This is a genomic window from Xanthobacter variabilis, assembly GCF_043831965.2.
GTDB lineage: Bacteria > Pseudomonadota > Alphaproteobacteria > Rhizobiales > Xanthobacteraceae > Xanthobacter.
Window position 1 is genome coordinate 3,497,151 of sequence record NZ_CM195533.1, and the last position, 19,261, is coordinate 3,516,411.

The 19,261-nt window shown below is 60.9% G+C and carries 19 protein-coding genes; 9 read left to right on the top strand and 10 right to left on the bottom strand.

From position 1 onward, the window contains the following. The first annotated feature begins 252 nt into the window (after positions 1-252). A complete protein-coding gene (locus V5F26_RS15385; protein ID WP_394946387.1) occupies positions 253-1,050 on the top strand; it encodes a hypothetical protein in 798 nt (265 codons plus the stop codon). A gap of 69 nt (positions 1,051-1,119) precedes the next feature. Here V5F26_RS15385 and V5F26_RS15390 read toward each other — a convergent pair whose 3' ends face one another. Continuing rightward, positions 1,120-1,434, bottom strand: coding sequence for a DUF736 domain-containing protein (locus V5F26_RS15390; protein ID WP_394946388.1), 315 nt, complete (start codon positions 1,432-1,434; stop codon positions 1,120-1,122). Between the two features lie 754 nt (positions 1,435-2,188). Between V5F26_RS15390 and V5F26_RS15395 the strand changes: the two genes are divergently transcribed. Further along, positions 2,189-3,193 (top strand): HNH endonuclease, encoded by a 1,005-nt coding sequence (locus V5F26_RS15395; protein WP_394946389.1) that lies wholly within the window; start codon positions 2,189-2,191, stop codon positions 3,191-3,193. 27 nt (positions 3,194-3,220) lie between these two features. Here the strand turns inward: V5F26_RS15395 and V5F26_RS15400 are convergent, their stop codons facing one another. From V5F26_RS15400 to V5F26_RS15415, 4 genes are all read right to left on the bottom strand, one after another. Continuing rightward, positions 3,221-3,637 carry a hypothetical protein gene (locus V5F26_RS15400; RefSeq protein ID WP_394946390.1) on the bottom strand — a complete coding sequence of 139 codons (417 nt, stop codon included), beginning with the start codon at positions 3,635-3,637 and terminating at the stop codon, positions 3,221-3,223. A gap of 134 nt (positions 3,638-3,771) precedes the next feature. Further along, complete coding sequence (locus tag V5F26_RS15405) at positions 3,772-5,784, bottom strand: ParB/RepB/Spo0J family partition protein (RefSeq protein ID WP_394946391.1); 2,013 nt, start codon at positions 5,782-5,784, stop codon at positions 3,772-3,774. Between the two features lie 395 nt (positions 5,785-6,179). Continuing rightward, complete coding sequence (locus V5F26_RS15410) at positions 6,180-6,545, bottom strand: DUF2958 domain-containing protein (protein WP_509210515.1); 366 nt, start codon at positions 6,543-6,545, stop codon at positions 6,180-6,182. Between the two features lie 68 nt (positions 6,546-6,613). Next, complete coding sequence (locus tag V5F26_RS15415; protein WP_394946393.1) at positions 6,614-6,895, bottom strand: hypothetical protein; 282 nt, start codon at positions 6,893-6,895, stop codon at positions 6,614-6,616. On the opposite strand from V5F26_RS15415, the gene V5F26_RS15420 reads away from it, so the two are divergent. After that, positions 6,894-7,277 carry a helix-turn-helix transcriptional regulator gene (locus V5F26_RS15420; RefSeq protein ID WP_445329471.1) on the top strand — a complete coding sequence of 128 codons (384 nt, stop codon included), beginning with the start codon at positions 6,894-6,896 and terminating at the stop codon, positions 7,275-7,277. The two genes, V5F26_RS15415 and V5F26_RS15420, sit on opposite strands and share 2 nt — an antisense overlap. Positions 7,278-7,605: 328 nt before the next feature. Here V5F26_RS15420 and V5F26_RS15425 read toward each other — a convergent pair whose 3' ends face one another. Then, a complete protein-coding gene (locus V5F26_RS15425; RefSeq protein ID WP_394946394.1) occupies positions 7,606-8,388 on the bottom strand; it encodes a DUF5677 domain-containing protein in 783 nt (260 codons plus the stop codon). 175 nt (positions 8,389-8,563) lie between these two features. Here V5F26_RS15425 and V5F26_RS15430 point away from each other — a divergent pair, with 175 nt between their 5' ends. The 6 genes from V5F26_RS15430 (at position 8,564) to V5F26_RS15455 (ending at position 13,729) form a co-directional block, all read left to right on the top strand. Continuing rightward, positions 8,564-9,085 (top strand): hypothetical protein, encoded by a 522-nt coding sequence (locus V5F26_RS15430; RefSeq protein WP_394946395.1) that lies wholly within the window; start codon positions 8,564-8,566, stop codon positions 9,083-9,085. Continuing rightward, on the top strand, positions 9,082-9,771 hold the full coding sequence (locus V5F26_RS15435; protein ID WP_394946396.1) for a hypothetical protein: 690 nt from the start codon (positions 9,082-9,084) through the stop codon (positions 9,769-9,771). The genes V5F26_RS15430 and V5F26_RS15435 overlap by 4 nt, the downstream gene beginning before the upstream one ends. 56 nt (positions 9,772-9,827) lie before the next feature. Beyond that, complete coding sequence (locus V5F26_RS15440) at positions 9,828-10,727, top strand: bacteriophage abortive infection AbiH family protein (RefSeq protein ID WP_394946397.1); 900 nt, start codon at positions 9,828-9,830, stop codon at positions 10,725-10,727. An 86-nt stretch (positions 10,728-10,813) separates the two neighbouring features. Beyond that, on the top strand, positions 10,814-11,764 hold the full coding sequence (locus tag V5F26_RS15445) for a restriction endonuclease (RefSeq protein ID WP_394946398.1): 951 nt from the start codon (positions 10,814-10,816) through the stop codon (positions 11,762-11,764). Then, positions 11,745-12,473, top strand: coding sequence for an AbiV family abortive infection protein (locus V5F26_RS15450; RefSeq protein ID WP_509210516.1), 729 nt, complete (start codon positions 11,745-11,747; stop codon positions 12,471-12,473). The genes V5F26_RS15445 and V5F26_RS15450 overlap by 20 nt, the downstream gene beginning before the upstream one ends. Positions 12,474-12,550: 77 nt before the next feature. Further along, positions 12,551-13,729 (top strand): restriction endonuclease, encoded by a 1,179-nt coding sequence (locus V5F26_RS15455; protein WP_394946400.1) that lies wholly within the window; start codon positions 12,551-12,553, stop codon positions 13,727-13,729. A gap of 258 nt (positions 13,730-13,987) precedes the next feature. Here the strand turns inward: V5F26_RS15455 and V5F26_RS15460 are convergent, their stop codons facing one another. The 4 genes from V5F26_RS15460 to V5F26_RS15475 all read right to left on the bottom strand — a co-directional run bounded on the left by V5F26_RS15460 (position 13,988) and on the right by V5F26_RS15475 (position 19,231). Then, positions 13,988-15,235, bottom strand: coding sequence for a tyrosine-type recombinase/integrase (locus V5F26_RS15460; RefSeq protein WP_394946491.1), 1,248 nt, complete (start codon positions 15,233-15,235; stop codon positions 13,988-13,990). 316 nt (positions 15,236-15,551) lie between these two features. Further along, complete coding sequence (gene guaA, locus V5F26_RS15465; RefSeq protein ID WP_394946401.1) at positions 15,552-17,111, bottom strand: glutamine-hydrolyzing GMP synthase; 1,560 nt, start codon at positions 17,109-17,111, stop codon at positions 15,552-15,554. Positions 17,112-17,267: 156 nt separating this feature from the next. Beyond that, the gene (locus V5F26_RS15470; RefSeq protein WP_394056546.1) at positions 17,268-18,569 is read right to left on the bottom strand and encodes an RsmB/NOP family class I SAM-dependent RNA methyltransferase; all 1,302 of its coding nucleotides are present in this window, start codon (positions 18,567-18,569) and stop codon (positions 17,268-17,270) included. Beyond that, on the bottom strand, positions 18,566-19,231 hold the full coding sequence (locus tag V5F26_RS15475; RefSeq protein ID WP_394946402.1) for a 5'-methylthioadenosine/S-adenosylhomocysteine nucleosidase: 666 nt from the start codon (positions 19,229-19,231) through the stop codon (positions 18,566-18,568). The genes V5F26_RS15470 and V5F26_RS15475 overlap by 4 nt, the downstream gene beginning before the upstream one ends. Positions 19,232-19,261: the final 30 nt, after the last annotated feature.

The following is a 19,261-nucleotide window of genomic DNA, read 5'->3' on the forward strand; positions in this document are numbered from 1 at the left end:
GGTCTGTCTCCCTTGGGGCTGGGTTGGAGCGCAGCGCTGCGCTGCAACCCTGGCCGTCGCCGAGACCGGGGTAGCAAGGTGCAAGGGCGGCCGGGCCGAAGGGGGATCGCCCGGCCTGCACGCAATGACATGGAGGAAGGCCGGGGACACCGGCCCGGACGAGCGCCAGCGATCCCTTGCAGCGCGCGGGGGCGGAGCCCTTAGCTTTTTGATATATTGCAGCTCAACTGGTGCAACTAGGACAGCGTGACGATGAGTGACCCGGAAGATCCATTGGAACCCATTGCTCGACAGATGCGTGAGCGGCGTGAAGGCTACGAAGAGGCTGTTTTGAACAGCCAGCCCTTCCAAGATGGGTTGCGTTACCTTCAGGGAATTGCATCCGATTTTCTTATGGCCACGACATACGTGCGTTTACAAGGGACGCGCTATGACGCGAGCAACGATTATCTTTTATTCCGCTTCGCGCCGCATATCGTGGAATCTACACTTGCGATCTCGATGAATGCTAAGGAGGGGCTGCAAAATGCTGCCCGCCGCGAACTGCGCTTCCTGCTTGAGGCGTCAGTAAAATTGTCATCTCGCGATTTTCATCCCGAAGCTCGGAGCTTTGAAGAACGACTTCGGGGACTTGATGACAGAGATCGACGATTTGAGGACTACGTTGCAGCGCTAGTATATTTTGATGAGTTCGAAGCGCATCCGGAAGCGAACAGCACGATTTTATCGCTCTACAGCGAGTTATCCCGCTATGTGCATGCCACAGTTCCACAGTTTCAGGAAGCGGAGAACCGTTCCCGGCGCGGAGAGGATGCAGGCATGGAGTCGGTCGCAACCCTCAATCGATTCAATAAACTAGCATTCCAAGTTTACGACTTGGTCCTCGTTCGATTGTTTCATGGACTGGGATTGAGCATGGCCGGAGACATATTTACTGGCATATTGGACGACGAACCGAAGTGGCGCTTCCACAAAGGGAAATTTATCTCGCGACTGTCGAAGTGCTTCGACTACAAGCATGAGCGCAGTATCCGACGCGGTGAAATCTGAACGAAGCCGATTACGGAAAAGCGTACCGAAGCCCCGCGTGAGAGCGGGGCTTCGGAGGCAAACACGGCCTCAGTCTCCGCTGCGGCGGGACCAGATGAGGTTGTGGGCCTCGCCGCCTTCGTCTTCGACCAGGCTGGCGTAGATCGGGGCCGGGAAGCTCGGATCGTCCAGCTTGACCGAGAGATATTCGCGGCCGGTTTCGCGGGCGGTCTTCTTCCAGGCCGCGCCAAACTCCGTGGCGCCGGCGAAGATCCGATAGTCGGGGCCGCGCTCGCTTTCGCCTTCGGCCGGGACGAACTTGGCCTTGACGTTGAGGGCCAGGGTCTTGACCGTGCCGGTGATGTCGCCGTTCGCAGTCTTGGTGAAGGTGCCGATGGTTGCCATTGTCGTGTCTCCGTTCCTCGGGCCGCGCCTATCGCGACCTCGATGGCGGTCGTGAGACCGGAGGCGATCAGCCCGCACCTGAAGGGCTGGAACGAAGTGGAAGACGGCCGATGCCGGCTTTTTTGTTTCGCGATGCAAAGCGCGCTTGCGCGCGGCGGAAAAAACCGGTGACGGACGTTGCGGGAGGATGATCGAGGCGAAGCCGGTCTTCGGTCAGACCCACGCAGGTCGAGGACGCCGTGGGTGCGGCCGGTACAGGACTGACGAGATATGATGATGCGATCCGGTCGCTGCTGTCAGATAAAGGCGAATGACGGCATCACCAGCGCGGCTTGCCCTGACGCCTGAAACGCTTCTGGCCTGTCCCGTCCGTATGGCGGACAAAGCTGCGCTCCCGCCCCATGGATCGAGCGTGCCATCGGATTGCACGGCTTTGAACACCATAGTCACCCGGCTTGCGGATGCTGCGACAAGGTGGGGTGATTTGCTCCGGCCTGATCCGCTTGCCCGTCAAAGATGAAGATGGGGCAAAGCGCACAGCCTGACCACGCGGTAGCGGAGATTGATGCCTGACACGTCCAGACACCCGACTATGGCAGGGGGCTTTTGGCGAACCGCCGCTGATCTTCGCGTTAGCGATCGACGCGTATGGCGGAAACGCGCAATGGGCGCGGTTCCGGCGCAGCCGAGAGCGCGGCCAGAAGGGCAACGTCCCTTGGCAATTTCAGTCGAGCATTTAGGCGAACGTTGATACATGTCGGGTGCATATTCAGAGCTGAACATTTATGATGCCGCGATGGCTACAAGAGATGATGTTATTTCCTTTTATGAAACTCACTACGACGTGCTTGGGTCTTGGCTACTGAAGCCGGGCGATAAGGTCATGCTCGGAGACAAGAACAATCGGATTTGCAGATTCTGCGGCAAACGTCCGCCGGATGTGACATTTCGCAAGGTGGCACATGCCATACCTGAGTCTCTCGGCAACAAGAGCATCGAGAGCGCCTACGAATGCGATACCTGCAACGACAAGTTTGGCCGGGGCATCGAGAACGATCTAGGCAACTGGTCAAAGCCTATGCGTACCTTCGCTCGCATCCGGGGAAAGAGCGGTGTGCCGACCCTGAAGAAGGGAGGCGATGCGCCAGGTTGGCGGATCGAGTACGGCGAGAAGGGTTTTAACATCTCCTCCTACGAAGACGATCCATTGTATGAGATCGATGAGCCCAACAAAAGAATCACGTTCAAGCTTAAGCGAGATGCTTACACGCCTGTTGCCGTGCTTAAGGCTTTCATGAAGATCGGCCTGACATTGCTTCCGGACGTAGAGATCGTAAATTTCCCGCACCTCATGGCATGGGTGCAAGACAAGGATCACAGCCGTCCTTTTGCCGATCAATGCCCGATCATATATTCGTTCCAGCCGGGACCGATGCCTAACGATCTTATCGCTGCATTCATTCTACAGCGAAAACCATCCGTGACTGGATATGCATATGCTTACTTGATTTTGGGATATGGAAACGAAGTCTTTCAGGTGCAGTTGCCATCGGAAAAGCACGATGGCGCTATGAACGGCCAGTCTGTTTCGATCCACCCATTTCCGACGCCGGGGTCGCCCGATCCAACACGATTTGGCGCACCAGGTCGTGCTCTCCTCGACTTCACGGGTCGCGAAGTTGTAAAAGGCGAGATTGTTCCTATAACAGTTGGTTACGAACAGGCAGTTGAAAAGAATGCTGGCTCAGCAGCCTCCTGATTGCTGCTGATAACCGTTACTCTTTAACTACGCGGAGTGGCCGTTCGTCGGTGCGGATAACCGCATCACCCCCGACAGGCCGGTGATGCCGCCTCCGATAAGGCAAAAGATCATGCGCCATACCTCTGACGGTACAACCTCCCGCGTGATGCCGTGGACCAGCGCATAGCCGGCGATCGCAGCCGGAGCGGCGAAGGCGAGCGCCACCGCAAGACGAAGGATCGGGAGACGGACCGCCGTAAACAGGATCAGCAACAGACCATAGGCGGCGACACCTGCCATCAGCCCTACCAGTCCCGCGCCGATCAGGCCGGAGCCAGAGGCGTAAGTCCAACGCGCCGCCTCCACGCCGAGCATGAAGGGCAGCGCATAGACGGCGAGTGTATAGACCAGGATACAAAGACCGGCGACCAAGGCGGCGGCCATACCCAAGAGCGCGATCATCGCAATTTCCTCCCAACCCGATGACGATCACGGTCATCGGTCGGTCGCGCGAAGCTCGCCCTCGCGCGACCGCAATTTTTCCAAGCAAAAGCGGGGGAAAAAACCGGGACCGCTCGCGCGGTCCCGGCTCGTCCTCACTCGGCAGCTTGCGCGAAGGGTTCCGCTTCCGACACCGCATCGCGCGATGCGGGCCGTGCGGTGCGCAGCACGGACGGCAGCCAGCCGGCTCCGGCGAGAAGCCGTTCGGCAGCCTGCGCCATCTCTGCCTTCTTCAAACCCGCGATCCGCTCGGCGGCTTCATCACCGACCGCTTCCCGCACGGCGGCGTGGATATGCGCCTTGGTGACGCGACCGAGATAGGTCTGCACGGACGGGGTCCAGTGCGCCGCCATGTCCAGCGCCACCGCGCTCGCAAACTTCTCCATCGTCGCGCGGGCATTCGGCTTTTGCTCCCACGGTATCCTGACCACATTGACCGTCAGCGAAGCGCAATGGGCGAGCAAAGCCATGAGGCTTGCATAGTCCAGACCGGCGACGAAGGCCCACAGGTCCGCAACGTCGCGCGGCATGTCCGACGCCCATCCGGCATGACGATCCGCCAGCGCCTTCGCGGCGGGCGTATTCTCGATCCCGTCAGCGTGGGAGGCGAGATAGGCGCTGGTCAACCGGATTTCGAGGCACGACGCTTCCCCGCCGCGATAGAAGGTCTGCGCCGCCATCGCATGGACCACGGCGACAAGCGCCATCTCCGGCTGCTCGCCAAGGGCGAGACGCAGGCTGAGGGTACGATGGGCGGTCAGGTCGCGGATGAGAAGGTCCGACAGCGGCTTACCCGCATCCCCGGCGTCCTCGTCGTCCGGCTGGGGTTCGGCGTCCTCGCCGTCTCCCTCGCCGACGATTTCGCCATCCTCCGTGATAGTGGCCCCCTCCACGTCCTCCGGTCTCGGGGCCTCGTCTTCGGCGCGAATGAAGCCGCGTTCGATGCGGGCCGTGCCGTCATGGTTCAGGATAACGAACACGCCACCGCGCGCGATCTCGTCGGCGTCATAGGCGTGGTGCTTGGCGTCGATCCGTTCGATCTCCGCTTCAAGCTCGCCGAACCGCCGATCCGCCTCATCCGGCAGTTCCTCGTAGCCTTCGTACTCCGACGACATGCGGTCGTAGTCCTGCTGTGCCGCGTCATAGGCTGCAGCGTCTTCCTCCGACAGGTCCACCGGATGCGGATAGCTGCGGCGCATCCCATGCGCGTGAGGGAAGTCGATGTGAACGGAAGCCCACTTCCATCCCTCCGCTGCCTGCACCTCAGCGGCGATGCCTTCCAGCTTGGCGATGACGAGTTGGCCCAGCAACGTGGCGTCCTCGAAATAGCCGCCTCGATCCTCGGTGAAGAGGTCGCGGATGATGGTGCCGCCCGCTTCGGCATAAGCGTCCGCGCCGACGAAGATCGCGCGCCGGTCGGTCGCCGCGACATTCATCTTGGTCAGGTCGCGCCGGATGGTGGATGGGTCGCGGTTCCACGACAGGTTCTCGTAGACCTGCTCTTGCCGGTCATGATCCTCGGTGATCGCGAAGGCCATCAACTGGTCCAACGACAAGCCGCCGTCCCGATAGACCTGCATCAGCTTCGGGCTGACGGCACCAAGGCGAAGCCGCTGTCTGACGACATGGGCGGTCACGCCAAACCGGGCGGCGATTTCCTCCGCACCCCACCCGCGATTTTCAGCCAGCTCGCGGAAGCGTTCGAACTGGTCGGCGGGGTGCATGGCCTCACGGGTGACGTTTTCGTCGAGGCTGATCTCTGTCGCATCGTTCTCGATATCCAGAACGCAGCGGATGGCTTCCGTCTTCTTGATCTGCTTGCGCTTTACCCTCAGCATCTGCGCCAGCCTGCGGCCTTCGCCGATGGTGACGAAATAGAAGCCGGTCGGTTCGCCGCCCGCGTTCGTCTCCGGCTCCACCACCAGATTTTGCAGCATTCCCTTGGCGGCGATGCTCGCCGCCAGCGCCTCGATATGGGCTTCGCTGTGCGGGGTCTTGCGGGCGTTGCGAGGCGACTTCTTCAACTTGTTCAACGGCACGAATAGCACCGCCCCGTTCTCGGCGGGGGCTTCGGAAACCGTGGCGGTCGTTTCGATGGTGTCGGTCATGGTCTTGATCCTTTGGCTTGGGTTGGAGCGCAGCGCTGCGCTGCAACCCTGGCCGTCGCCGAGACCGGGGGGTGCAAGGTGCAAGGGCGGCCGGGACGGAGGGGGATCACCCGGCCTGCACAAGCGGATCGAACCTATGGGCGAGAGTCTGAAACAGCCATCCGCGCGGAAGGCCGGGGAAACCGTCCCGGCCGAGCGTCAGCGATCCCTTGCACCGCGCCAGGGGGCAGCGCCCCCAAGCACCCGCCCGGCACGAGTGAAAGCGAGCGCCGGGAATGATGACCGGATCAGGATGTACAAAGCCGTAGAACCTGAAAGCCGTGCATCCTGATCGCCGGCTTTCCTCATGAGCACGACGAAGCGCCCCGCCCGAAGGCGGGGCGCGATTACGATCGTCAGTCGGTGACGATCCTACCGGATTGGCGGGCGCGCCCGGCATACCAACTCAGCGGATGCTCGGCCTTGAAGTGGAGGTCGCGTTCGACCGGAAGCCGGAGACGTCCACGCAACGTTCGGATTTCGGCAAGACTGACGTAACCGAGCTCGGGTTCGCCAAGGCCGAGATCGCAGAGGCCGAATAGGCGGTCGGGGTCATCGGGATCGGCTTCGGTGAGAAGCCAGGTGGCGCCGGCGTCCGGTGTGAAGAGCTTGACGACGGGACGCGGATCGATGTCCTCGCCGGCGGCGCTGCGAGCGCCATTGGCGAGAAGCCGGGCATAGAGTTCGTCGGTGATGAGCGCTGCGGCCATGTCGACCTCCATTCGATGTCACCCTCCGATCGAGGGCGAGGAGGCGTTCGGCCGGCGCCATCGAGCGGCGCGGTCAGGCCCTACACGGTCGGGTGCGGGCCGGGCTTGAGCGCGCCGCGGCGGCGGCCAGCGTTACCGGAGCTCGTTGAGAGGGGAAGATCGAAGGCCACAGGCACAGTGCGCTCAGGAAAGGACGTGCCGGGCTTTGGGGAATGCGGGGTGATGTGTCGCTCGCGATTGCCTTCCGATTCCCGCGCGATGGCCGCCGTTTCCCGCACGTCGACGCCCGATGTCTTCAATGAACGAGCGACATGCATCACCTTGGTCGCAGTCATTCCACAGCGATCGAAGGCGATCGACATGAAACGCGAACAGACGATTTCAAGAGAAGATCCGGCCTTGGCCTCCGACTCTGTGCAGCCACCCGCCAACGAGCCTGCCGAGAGCAGCTTCAAGCGGTTTCAGCCGCTCGCCGATCTGCTCAAGCGCGTGATCCGCCGCCCGGAGCTTCGCAAGATCGTGCCACTCGCCGACACGACGATCTACGAGATGGAACAGCGCGGCGAGTTTCCCAAGCGCTTCTTCCTGACGCCACGCTGCGTTGTGTGGGATCTGGCCGAGGTCGAGACCTGGCTCGACGGACGGCGCCACGCATCGGAGACAGACGCCTTGCGCAAAGCACCGGCGCCGGATGTTCGTCAACGCCGCACCCGACCGGTCAAGCCCCCAATTCAGCTTGGATGAACGGAACTACATTTTCCTGCCGGTCGTTCGAAAGGAGTGGCCAGCCAGATCGACGTTCAGCTGGCGCCAGAGTGGGCCTTGGTCGGCGCTTTGATAGCGGACGCTCGGCTTTGCGCCTCCATTTTGGTCATTCAAACTACGACTTGGTGCTCCAGAAACTTGCCGTTCGCTGAGCAGAGATAACAACAACGCTAATGTTGGTCAGGGAGGGTATCGTACCGTTCCCATCCATCGTGACGATGCGGCCGACGAGAACCTGTCGAACGTCGTGAGCTGCTGCAATGAAATTTCCCAACTAAACTCCCCCCAGAGACTGAATTTGAGATTTTTAGGCGTTCTCATCCTGCTTCGACGGCTGGTCCGCGCGGTGCTGCTCACTCGCCAAGGCCCGGTAGCGTCGAAGTAACGTCTGAAATTCGTCCCAAACGTCCGTTTTTGCCTTGATCTTCATGATGAGCAGAGTGGCAATTGTCATTGAAATACCGAGCTCTGTCATCGTGCGCTGAAAATCGTCGTCATCGAGCGCAGGATGAAGGGTCAGTGTTGCCGAGCCGGTTTCGGGATGCTCGATATAGTGCCGGTTGAGAGCGGTGACACTCACGTGAGCCGCGTCCCCGGAAATATCACGATAGCTGCGATAAAGCCGATCGAAGTCGCTGCCCTCCAGGAGCGTACCGAGTTGGATTGCCTTCGCGCCCTGGAGCCCTTGATCTACAAATTCCTGCAGCTGTTGCCTGACGTCGTCGGTGCCGCTGAACGTCTTCGCATCAAGATGAAGAGCAGCCCGCGAATGCCGGCTCTTGAAATCGTCGTCCTTCATTTTTGCGACGAAAGCGGGATTTCGGTCCAGCGCGATGAGGTACATCGTGGCCTCAAGGACGCAGCGGGAATGGATGCGAAAATCAAGCTGTCGGTCGTTTTCGAGCAGGAGCAAGGCGCCCTCGAACAGTGTCAGCGCTCGGGCGTACAGCGCCATTTTGAGCGCTATCAGCTCCCTTTCCTCGTCTGAGACAACGTCGACCGGGTATTCTGAACTGAAGCGCCTAGCAGCATCGACATAATCATTCATCCAGGCAAGCCATTGCGATGAGCGCGATTTCTGTTCGGTCACGGAAAATAGCTCCGAAAAAGTTGGCATGGCTGGGGTTTCCTGACAGAATTTCGAGGGAGCCCGATGCCATCGGCAGGCATATGGGAAAGGCAAAGAGTGTTGGGTTTCGTCTTCTTGCGGGCGAACTCGGTTATCACGTCGCGGTCCCGATTTTCGTTGAGGTGCTTCATGGTAGATGAATGTCATGAGGGATGATTTACAAGAAGTACTTTCGGTATTCGCGGCGGCGGTGCGTGCACTTCTGCAGGATAAGGATATTGCCTATGCGGATCCCGCCGAGCGGGCGCTTGTCGCTCGGGTTCGCGATCTCCTGCATGGGGAATATGCCGGCTGGTCGATCGATCTGGAATGGAATCGGCGCGAGGATGTGATCAAGCGCCTTCGCTATGACCTGAGCGATGATGAGTTGATTGGGAAGGACGCGATCGTCCCTGACCTGATCGTACATCGGGTCGGGAAGCGTGACAATTTGCTCGTCGTCGAGGTCAAGAAGTCGACCAACAAGGACTTCGATGGGGACATCTGGAAACTCAAGGGGATGACCGAACAGGCAGGAGCCTACGGGTATTTGGTTGGGCTTCATCTGGTAATCGACGTGAAGGCGGGGATCGCGCCGCGTTGCGACGTCTATGTCGACGCCGCTCTGGACGAAGAGTTGACGGAGTGGATGCGCGCTGAGCTGGGGGGAGAAGGTTGACTGCCGATCCTGTTGAGATCGTTAAACTGCTCGGCCGCTTTACTGGCCCGGATTTGACGCAGACCTTATCGCGCATCGAAGGCGCGGTGCGAGGCGTTTCGGCAGTTGATTGTACGGGCTTCCTCGCTAATGCTGGGGCAGGACGTGAGGTGCTTGCGGCCGCGGCCGGCATGAAGCGGCTTGCCGGACAGATCAATGTCACAATCCATGCACTCGGCATCCTTATGTGTCTGCCACATATTCTCGAGCCGGACGAGCGCGTCGAATCTGTGTCTCTCGGTGCGGGAAATACGGGCCGCGATTTCGATCTGGAAACGAATGTTCGGGTTGCCGAGTTCAAATTCATTCAGTGGAGAGGCGGGCCCGAGACGATCCGCCAGAATTCGGTTTTCAAGGATTACCTGCGGCTTGCGGAGCATCCGACGGCGAAGCGTAAGCACCTCTATTTGCTCGGAACGGAGCATGCGATCAGGTTCTTGACAGGTGGTCGCGCCATGTCGAGCGTCTTGAGCAGAAACGCCAAGCTGCAGAGGATGTTTACGGAGCGGTTCGGGGAGCGCTTCCGGACGGTTGGCGATTATTACAGGGCTCACGCCAGCGCGGTTCAGATCGATGATGTTTCGCCGTGGCTTTCGGAGTTGGCGGAGGAGTTGATCGCGGAGCCGGATATAGACGTGAGCGATTGAAGAGCAATGCAAATGAGCAAATGCGCTAGCAAACGGGAAAACACCGAAGGGCTTAGATGGGGAAAACGCTTTATATCATTGGAAACGGCTTCGATCTCCACCACGGAATTCCGTCATCTTATAAAGCGTTCGGAGAATATCTCCGGCGGTCCGATGACAAGACCTACGAGTTAGTCGAAAAATACTTGAAGATAGATGCTCAGTTCTGGGCCGAACTCGAGGATCGGTTGGCCGCGTTGGACAGCGATTCGCTGATTGAGGACGCGTCCAACTTTCTGGTCGGATATGGCGCCGACGATTGGAGCGACGCATACCACCACGATTACCAGTACGAGATTCAGCAGGCGGTCGAGGCGATCTCGACGACGTTGCGGTTGCGCTTCGCCGAATGGATACGCCAGCTTCCTGTCCCATCGGCTGCTGAGTTCAGCGGGCAGCACGTTCCAGTGGATCCCTCGGCTGTCTTCTTGAACTTCAATTACACGCCGTCGCTACAACGTCTGTATGGGGTTCCCGACATCAACGTGTTGCATATCCATGGAGCGGCGGCGAACCCAACGGAGACGTTGGTGCTGGGCCATGGATGGGAGCCCGATCCAAACCCGGATCCCTATCGTTTCGAGCAAGATCCGGAGGGTGCGGATATGCGTGTCGTCGAAGGGCAGGAGATTGTCGACGATTACTTCCGAGACACGTTCAAACCCACCGCCAAAGTCATCGAGAAAAACGCAGCCTTCTTTGCCGGGCTGTCGGATGTCGATCGGATTGTTGTGATGGGACATTCGGTGTCGGAGGTTGATCACCCGTATTTTGAGGAGGTCATCGCGAATATTGACGTCAACCGGGTGAGCTGGAAGGTCAGCTACTACGGGGATCTTGATGGGCTGCGTAAGCGGATGGAGTCGTTGGGTGTGCCGGCCCATCTGACCGATTATGCCTTGCTGAATGCGTTTTGAACGATTGATGAGTTTTGAAATCGGAGGGTATAAATTTGGCGACGACCGCCCCGAATAGAATTTCCAATGAAGAATATAGTCGCATCATGGCCGATATTGCTCGGCTTGAAATCGACCAATCGCCGTCTGTGATGGAAGCCGAGCGCATCTTGGTCGGCATCTTGGTACCTATCCTTCGGGTCGAGGGTTTCGACATAGCGGTGACATCTGGGGCTCGCGACGAAGGTCTCGACTTTGTGGGTGTGCGCGGTGATCCGGCGCTGGGCTTGTCCGAAAGGCTGGGCGTCGAAACCAAATTTTATAGACGAGGCTCAAAGGTTTCGATTGAGCAGGTTCGCGCATTAATCGGAGCCGGTCTTCTGAAAGGTATGGGGCGGGTAATCCTCGTTAGCAATTGTGCCTTCACGAATTCGGCGAGGGCGACGGTCGAGCGCGACCTTCCCCTGACAGTCGAACTCAAAGCGCTGGACGATCTGCGCAGCTGGCTTGAGCTCGTGCGGGAAGCTGGGCCCGATGCGGAGACAGAGGTGCGGGTCATGCTGCGCGAGTTGAGTGAGCGTTTCGCGCGGCTCATTGCACGCGAACCGGGTGCCTTGGCTCATTTGGAATGGCGGGACGTTGAGCGGATCGTTGCCGAGGTCTTCGATGGGCTCGGCTTCCGGGTAACGCTGACGCCTGGATCGAAGGATGGCGGGAAGGACGTCATTCTGGAATGCGAGGTCGCGGGCAAACGAGCGATCTATTACGTCGAGATAAAGCACTGGCGGTCATCGACGAGGGTCGGTGCTGACGCTGTGATGAAGCTCCTGAAGGTGATCGTGAAGGAGAAGAAGGACGGAGGCCTGTTTTTGTCGACCTATGGGTTCACCGAGAATGCTTTTGAACAGCTGACGACAATCGAGCGGGAAAAGCTGAGGTTTGGCGATCAGGACAAGATCGTTACTCTATGCCGAACATATGTGAAGGCGAAGTCGGGGATTTGGTCACCGCCAGAAAACCTGACCGAAGTTCTCTTCAATGGAGATGCGGGTGGCTGATGGGAGAGAAAATGAGAAGGAGGCGTCGCTGGACGTTCTGCTTCAAGGTGCGGAGAAAACCTTCGCCAATGCCGAGCAGCTATTTTTTGAGGCCGAGCTGCTGGCGAAAGCCGGTGGTGTCGCCCGGGCTCTTTGCCTTCACCAGATTTCGCTCGAGGAGTGTTCGAAAGTCAGCAATCTCGGAGTGTGGGCCGTCAGCCTGGTTCTAGGTTTCGAAGTGAATCAGAAGAAGGTGCTGGCTGCATTTGCCCGCCATTCCTCGAAGAACAAGTCGAATGCCTACATGCTGGAACCTTCAGAGGATGAGTTGGCGGCGCGGGCGCGCGGTGATTGGGATGCTGCGAGAGAGGCGTTCAAGAAGACGCAAGATGCGTTTCACGATGACTCGAACCGAAACAAAAACGCATCGTTCTATGTGGATTGGTTGGACGGGGAATTCGTCGCGCCAAGCGAGCGCATTACCAAGGAAATGCTCGAAAAAATCACTGAGAGAAACGCGGAGTTTCTTGGCTATGCGCAGAATTCATTGAGGATGTTAGGGACTTTGACCGCGTCGCCCGAGGTCATTCGGGATCTGCTATCCGGCTTCGTCGTGGAGGCGGAGCGGCTGCGGGCGGAAGAACCGGATAGCCTTGAGGAGGCGATGGAGACGATGTTGTCCTCGATCCTGGAGGCAGGAAAAGCGAAGTTGGCCGGTAGAGCGCACTAATTTCGAGTGGATCGTTTTATCTTGAGGAGGCGGAGTGGAGGCGCATGCCAGCGTTGGATTCGACAAGCAGCACTTTGATGGCGGCTCTGGAGCAGTTCGAGGCGACGGAAGCCAATCTCATCAAGCTGGAACGATTGTGGGATGAGATCGCTTCGATGATCCCGACCGGGATCAATTTTGGCGCGAATGTCGAATATGAAGATCGGGTTCGTTCATTCGATCTTCTCGTCGCTAGCCTTCCGAAAATCGGGGGATGGAAGCCGACCGCAACGCCGCCGGATCTCGACGGAGTAGCCCAAAGCCGACTGGACGCGATGGAGATTGATGAGCCGAGCGCGCACGTGTCCGTCGAACGCTGGATTGAGGAGCCCGGACGTGAACTCCAAGAGTATCGTTTCCGGTTCAACAATATGCGAAGAGCGCTCATCCGAGACGCGCTCATCAGCCTGATCGATCAGATTGACGCGGACATTCGCGGCGTTCGCGCGGTCGTCGGGCCGGATGCGGAGCGTCCGCACCAGATCGAAAAAGAAGTCTGGAATGAGATGCGCGAGCATATGAGGCAGATCGAGGTTCTGCTCGGCTCGAGCGTGAAGAAACCAGCGCGGTGGTCCGACATGATGCGTCACATGCATTTTGGATGTGTCGGCGATCTCCATGATATCGAAGCGATGGACTGGCCGGACGTCAAAGGCACGCTCCGCAAGGGTTTGTATGGCGCCAACGAGGCCGTGCCGGTTCAGGTCGAGGACTTGTCGGCCCTGGTCGCAGCGCGGCCGACGGGCCCTATCACCACAGCGTTGGCTTGGTCGAAGATCGACGATCAGACTTTCGAGCGTCTGATTTTCACGCTCATCAGCGACACGCCAGGCTATGAAAATCCAGAGTGGCTCATGCAGACGAGAGCGCCGGACAGGGGACGTGACCTCTCTGTGATGCGCGTGATCCAGGACGAACTGTCAGGCACCATCCGCCTTCGTGTCGTCATTCAATGCAAGCACTGGAAGACCCGTAGCGTGAGCGTTGCGGAGGTCTCGTCGACCAAGGATCAAATGGCACTTTGGCCGAATCCTCGGGTCGATGTTCTCATCTTGGCGACGAGCGGGCGGTTCACCGCTGATGCGGTTACCTGGATCGAGCAGCACAATGCGAGCGGTGCATCCCCGCGCGTTGAGATGTGGGCGGAAAGCCACCTCGAACGCCTTCTGGCCGCCCGACCTGCAGTCATCGCAGAGTTTGGTCTGCGGGGTCACTGACGGACGGATAGAGCAGGAACGATTAGTGAAAATTGCGCGACTTCACCTTGATGGTGCCGATGTGCTGATCTGGAATGTAGATATCGCGCGTTCGCAGCCCTATTGGCGGCATATCGCGCGGGTGGGCTACGGTAGCAAACGGCCGCTATCTATGGAGTGCTACTGAAACCCGACAGTCGGCAATCGGCCCCATCCCGGACGTAACAGTCTAGCTGAGGAAATGCCAAAAGGTCCGGCGCTTCGTGCTTTGCCCGATTCTCAATTGCCTCCCATAAACGCCATCGACGGCGGCAAGAGCGTCGGCGCCCGCTTCTGACCGTTCACCCAGGCATCGACCATGTCGGCCCACTCCTGGAGCATGTGCCGACGCTGCGGTTCGTATTCTGCTTTGTTGTAGACGCCGCGTGAAGAGCGCCCGTCCTCGTGGGCGAGGCATTTCTCGATCCAGTCGCTGTTGAAGCCCATCTCGTTCAGGAGCGTCGAGCCGGTCCGGCGCAAGTCGTGGACCGTGAACGGCTCCAACGGCAGCCCCTCCTTCTTTGCCCGCGCCACGACAGCCGCGGTGACGCGATTGAAGGTTGCGCGCGACATGGGGGCGTCGGCGTCATAGCGGGACGGCAGCAGATAGCGCGAGTTGCCGGCGCAGGTCTTGAGCGCAATAAGGATGTCGAGCGACTGTTGCGCGAGATAGACGTTGTGCGCCTTCGATCGCTTCATGCGCTCCTTCGGGATCGTCCAGACGGCGTTCTCGAAGTCGACCTCGTCCCAGGTGGCATCCTGCAGTTCGCTCTTGCGCACCATGGTGAGCAGGATCAGGCGCAGGCCGAGGCGGATGGTTGGCAGGGTCGGCACGTGCTCGATCTGCTGCAGCATGATCTTGATCTCGGCCGGCGACAGCGCCCGGTCCTTCGGCTGGAAGGTCGCGATCGAGGCCGGTCCGACCTCGTCAGCCGGGTTCGGCACCTTCTCCCCATGCAGGATGGCGAAGGCGAAGATCTGTTTGACGATATCGCGGGCGTGGATGGCGGTCGCCGGCGCGCCGCGCTCTTTCACCTTGGCGCAGAGCTGCCGTAGATCGTCCGGCGTCACCTCGGTCAGAAGGCGGTTCTTCCAGGCAGGGAGAATGTCGCGATCGAGGATGGCCTTGCGCATCGAGCGGGTGCTTTCCGCCATGCGCGCCTCCTTGATCCATAAGGCGCTCACCGCACCGAAGCTGCGCTCCATGGCCTTGCGCCGCTTGTCACGCTGCTTCTCGTGGGCAGGGGAAAGCCCCTCCGCCACCAGCTTGCGAGCGGCGATGCAGCGTTCGCGCGCTTCGGCGAGCGTGAGGCCATCGGAGCCGTAGGGGCCGATCGTCAGCGTCTCCCGGCGGCCGTTCAGACGGTAGTCGTACCGGAAGGTGATTTGGCCTGTCGTGGCGACGGAAACGTACATACCGTCACGGTCAGCCACCTTGTACAATTTATCCTTTGGTTTCAGCCTCTTGATGGCCATATCAGTGAGCATGGGAACGGCCTCGTTGACGATCGAAAACGCCTTTTCGAGCTCCAATTTTACCGTCAAATTCGATACCGTCAATCAACGCGAATAATCGTTATAAAACAGCATACTAGCGTTGTTTTCCGTGGGCTGCTTCCGTTTTCGGCCTGACGGTAGGGCAAAAATCCGACGGACGGCGGAAAACGCATACCGTCGCGCGCACCGTCAGAGCCCGTCGCTTCAAGGCGATAGGCTCCGATAGTGATTGATTGACTTTTTGTTTGATTTCAGCTAGTTAAGACGATGTGGTGATAGTTCGCGAAACGCCGCGAACCACATCATTTCATTCCCACTCAATCGTGCCCGGCGGCTTGCTGGTGACGTCGTAGACGACGCGGTTTACGCCCTTTACCTCGTTGATGATGCGGGTGGCGACGCGGCCCAGGAAGGACATGTCGAAGGGGTAGAAATCGGCGGTCATGCCGTCGACGGAGGTCACCGCCCGCAGCGCCAGAACATGGTCGTAAGTGCGCCCGTCGCCCATCACGCCCACGGTGCGCACGGGCAGGATGACCGCGAAGGCCTGCCAGATCACGTCATAGAGGCCGGCATAGCGGATCTCTTCAAGATAGATGGCGTCGGCCTTGCGCAGAATCTCGAGCTTCTCGCGGGTGATGCCGCCCGGGCAGCGGATGGCGAGGCCGGGGCCCGGGAAGGGGTGGCGACCCACGAAGCTGTCCGGCAGGCCCAGCTCGCGGCCGAGCGCACGCACCTCGTCCTTGAACAGGTCGCGCAGGGGCTCCACCAGCTTCATGTTCATGCGCGCCGGCAAGCCACCCACATTGTGGTGGCTCTTGATGGTGACCGAAGGACCACCGGCGAAGGACACGCTCTCGATCACGTCCGGATAAAGGGTGCCCTGGGCGAGGAAATCGGCGCCGCCCACCTTCTTGGCCTCGGCCTCGAACACATCGATGAAGAGCTTGCCGATGATCTTGCGCTTCTGCTCGGGGTCGTCGACGCCATCCAGTTCCCTCAGGAACAGGTCGGACGCATCCGTGTGCACGAGCGGAATGTTGTAGTGGCCGCGGAACAGGGACACCACCTCGTCCGCCTCGCCCTGGCGCATCAGGCCGTGGTCCACGAACACGCAGGTGAGCTGGTCGCCAATGGCCTCGTGGATCAGCACGGCCGCGACGGAGGAATCGACACCGCCGGAAAGGCCGCAGATGACGCGCCCCTTGCCCACCTGCTCGCGAATGCGGGCAATGGCGCGCTCGCGGAACGCACCCATGGTCCAGGTGCCTTCGAGCTTGGCCACCTTGCGCACGAAGTTGGCGAGCAGCCGCGCGCCATCCGGCGTGTGAACCACTTCCGGATGGAACTGAACGCCGTAATAGCCGCGCGCCACGTCCGCGATCGCCGCGAAGGGCGCATTCTGCGAGGTCGCGACCACCTCGAAGCCTTCCGGCAGGGCGGTCACGCGGTCGCCGTGGCTCATCCACACGGTGTGGCTCTCACCCTCGCGCCACACGCCCTCGAACAGCGGCACCACCTTTTCCACCTTGAGCTCGGCGCGGCCGAATTCGCGGTGATGTCCGGCTTCCACCGTGCCACCGAGCTGGGCGGCCATGCACTGCTCGCCATAGCAGATGCCCAGGACCGGAACGCCGGCGGCAAAGGCCTCCTGAGGGGCCTTCGGGCTCTCGCCCTCGATCACCGAGGCCGGGCCGCCGGAGAGGATGATCGCCTTGGGCTTCAGGCGGGCGATGGCCTCGGCGCCCTTCTGAAACGGCACCACCTCCGAATAAACGCCTTCCTCGCGCACGCGGCGAGCGATGAGCTGCGTCACCTGGCTGCCGAAATCGATGATGAGGACGGTGTCTTGCGAGGGGGAGGTCATGGGGGCGTGAGCTTTCCGGCTGGGACGCCGCAAGGGCGCTTTAGCCGCATCCTTTAGCGGGAAAGTCGCGTTTGAAAAAGGCCACCACGCCGCGCGCAGCCGAAGCGGCAGCGCGCGGCGGTTATGCGTGGATGGCAATGCACCGCGGCGAGCGGGTCAAACCGCCCGTTTCAGCACGCTCACAAAGAAGCCGTCGGTGCCCGTGCGCCGGGGGGTCAGCAGCACGCCCTCGCGGCTGGCGAGGGCCACTTCCTTCAGCGCCAGCCCGCGCGCGCCCAGGGCGAGAGTGGTTTCAGCCGGGGGAATCGCTGTGAAGTCCGGCCGCTTGGCCAGCAGGGCGCGGATCTGCGCGCCATTCTCCTCGTCCAGCAGCGAGCAGGTGACATAGGCCAATCGCCCACCCGGCTTCACGAAGCGGGTCGCATCCTCCAGAATCCGGGCCTGCTCCGCCGTGCGCTGAGCCAGCGCGCCGGGCCGCACCCGCCATTTGGCATCGGGGTTGCGGCGCCAGGTGCCGGTCCCGGTGCAGGGGGCGTCCACCAGCACCAGATCCATGTGGCCTTCCAGATCCGCCAGCACGTCCTCGCTGCCGCGCGGCGCGCGCACCTGCACATTGCGCACGCCCGCCCGCGCAAGGCGCTCATGCATGGGCTTCAGGCGGCGGATGTCCGCATCATGGGCATAGATCTGGCCCTTATTGTCCATCAGGGCCGCGAATTCGAGGGTCTTGCCGCCCGCGCCGGCGCACAGGTCCAGCACCTGGGTGCCGGGCAGAGGCTGGGCGAGAATGGCGGCGATCTGCGAGCCCTCGTCCTGTACCTCCACCTCGCCTTTCAGGAAGGCAGGTTCGGCGGAGACCGGCGGGGCCTTGCCCTGGGCGTCCAGCACGATGCGCAGGGCCAGCGGGGAGTAGCCGCCGGAATCGGGATTGAGATGAGCGAGGGCGGCGCGGGCGTCCTCCGGCGTCGCCTTCAGGGTGTTCACGCGCAGATCGAGCGGCGCGCGGGTGGCCAGCGCCTGCCCTTCCGCAACGACATCTTCGCCGAACACGTGGCGCAGCGAGGCGTGCAGCCACTGGGGATAATCGCCACGCACGAATGGCGGGGCGCCCTCAAGGCTCGGATCCGCAAGGCGGGCCTGTTCCTCCGCGCTCAGGGCGGCGGGGGCGTAGCGCGAGCCGTCGGCGAGCTGGGTGATGGCGGCCAGATCGAGGCCTCGCATCACGTTGAGCATGCCCAGCACCAGGGCGCGCGGCTCCTCCGAGCCCATGACGGCGGCGGCCGACGCGCGGCGGCGCAGGGTGTCGTAGACGATGCCGGCAATGGCGGCACGGTCGCCAGACCCGGCGAAACGATGGGACAGGCCCCAGTCCTTCAGCGCCTCGGGCGCGGGACGGCGGCGGGTAGCGATGTCCGCGAGCACCTCGATGGCGGCGGCAATACGGGCGGCGGGCGTCATTCCTTGCGTTCCGTCACAGACTTGAGGCCGGATGCAGTGGTCTGCGATCCAAACAGGTCGAGCGCCTGGGCCAGCCGCTCGTCGATGATGTGGAGATACTCGGTCCAGTCTTCATAGCGGGAGAGCTCGCTCTTGCCGTCGCTGATGCCGCGCAGGCCCATGATGGGCAGATGGAAGCGCCGGGCCGCCCGCAGCACAGCGAAGCTCTCCATGTCCACCATGTCCTCGGCGATGGCATCGTAGGCCGGGCCGGAAATGATGGCGCCGCCGGTGGAAAGGGAAGCGGCGGGCACGCCATCGATATAATGCGGCAGCTCCACCACCGCGGGCTCGTCCAGGAAGGGGGTACGCCCCTTCTCGAAGCCGAGCGCGGAGGCGTCCATGTCCCGATAGGCGACATGGGAAACCTGGTACACCTCCGCATGGTCCAGCTTCCGCGAGCCGGCGGAGCCGAGGGAAAAGACGAGGTCCGGCAGCTCTCCGCGATGGTCGAGCCGGGCAAGCGCCCGCGCTGTCTCGATCGCCGCCTCCACCGGGCCGACGCCGGTGATGAGCGGATTGATGCGGGCCTTGAGATGGGGGCCAATCTCCTCACTGGTCGCCATCACGAACAGCACGTTGAGGCCGCCGACAGAAAGGAGGTGGCGGGCGGGATCATCCATCGGGTCACCTGAAACGCAACAAAGGCAGAC

What these genes read in the sequence shown, in the direction of transcription:
- V5F26_RS15385 (WP_394946387.1), top strand. Translation starts at nt 253, where the DNA reads ATGAGTGACCCGGAAGATCCATTGGAACCCATTGCTCGACAGATGCGT.
- V5F26_RS15390 (WP_394946388.1), bottom strand. Translation starts at nt 1,434, where the DNA reads ATGGCAACCATCGGCACCTTCACCAAGACTGCGAACGGCGACATCACC.
- V5F26_RS15395 (WP_394946389.1), top strand. Translation starts at nt 2,189, where the DNA reads ATGTCGGGTGCATATTCAGAGCTGAACATTTATGATGCCGCGATGGCT.
- V5F26_RS15400 (WP_394946390.1), bottom strand. Translation starts at nt 3,637, where the DNA reads ATGATCGCGCTCTTGGGTATGGCCGCCGCCTTGGTCGCCGGTCTTTGT.
- V5F26_RS15405 (WP_394946391.1), bottom strand. Translation starts at nt 5,784, where the DNA reads ATGACCGACACCATCGAAACGACCGCCACGGTTTCCGAAGCCCCCGCC.
- V5F26_RS15410 (WP_509210515.1), bottom strand. Translation starts at nt 6,545, where the DNA reads ATGGAGGTCGACATGGCCGCAGCGCTCATCACCGACGAACTCTATGCC.
- V5F26_RS15420 (WP_445329471.1), top strand. Translation starts at nt 6,894, where the DNA reads ATGAAACGCGAACAGACGATTTCAAGAGAAGATCCGGCCTTGGCCTCC.
- V5F26_RS15415 (WP_394946393.1), bottom strand. Translation starts at nt 6,895, where the DNA reads ATGTCGATCGCCTTCGATCGCTGTGGAATGACTGCGACCAAGGTGATG.
- V5F26_RS15430 (WP_394946395.1), top strand. Translation starts at nt 8,564, where the DNA reads ATGAATGTCATGAGGGATGATTTACAAGAAGTACTTTCGGTATTCGCG.
- V5F26_RS15440 (WP_394946397.1), top strand. Translation starts at nt 9,828, where the DNA reads ATGGGGAAAACGCTTTATATCATTGGAAACGGCTTCGATCTCCACCAC.
- V5F26_RS15445 (WP_394946398.1), top strand. Translation starts at nt 10,814, where the DNA reads ATGGCCGATATTGCTCGGCTTGAAATCGACCAATCGCCGTCTGTGATG.
- V5F26_RS15450 (WP_509210516.1), top strand. Translation starts at nt 11,745, where the DNA reads ATGGAGATGCGGGTGGCTGATGGGAGAGAAAATGAGAAGGAGGCGTCG.
- V5F26_RS15455 (WP_394946400.1), top strand. Translation starts at nt 12,551, where the DNA reads ATGGCGGCTCTGGAGCAGTTCGAGGCGACGGAAGCCAATCTCATCAAG.
- V5F26_RS15460 (WP_394946491.1), bottom strand. Translation starts at nt 15,235, where the DNA reads ATGCTCACTGATATGGCCATCAAGAGGCTGAAACCAAAGGATAAATTG.
- guaA (WP_394946401.1), bottom strand. Translation starts at nt 17,111, where the DNA reads ATGACCTCCCCCTCGCAAGACACCGTCCTCATCATCGATTTCGGCAGC.
- V5F26_RS15470 (WP_394056546.1), bottom strand. Translation starts at nt 18,569, where the DNA reads ATGACGCCCGCCGCCCGTATTGCCGCCGCCATCGAGGTGCTCGCGGAC.
- V5F26_RS15475 (WP_394946402.1), bottom strand. Translation starts at nt 19,231, where the DNA reads ATGGATGATCCCGCCCGCCACCTCCTTTCTGTCGGCGGCCTCAACGTG.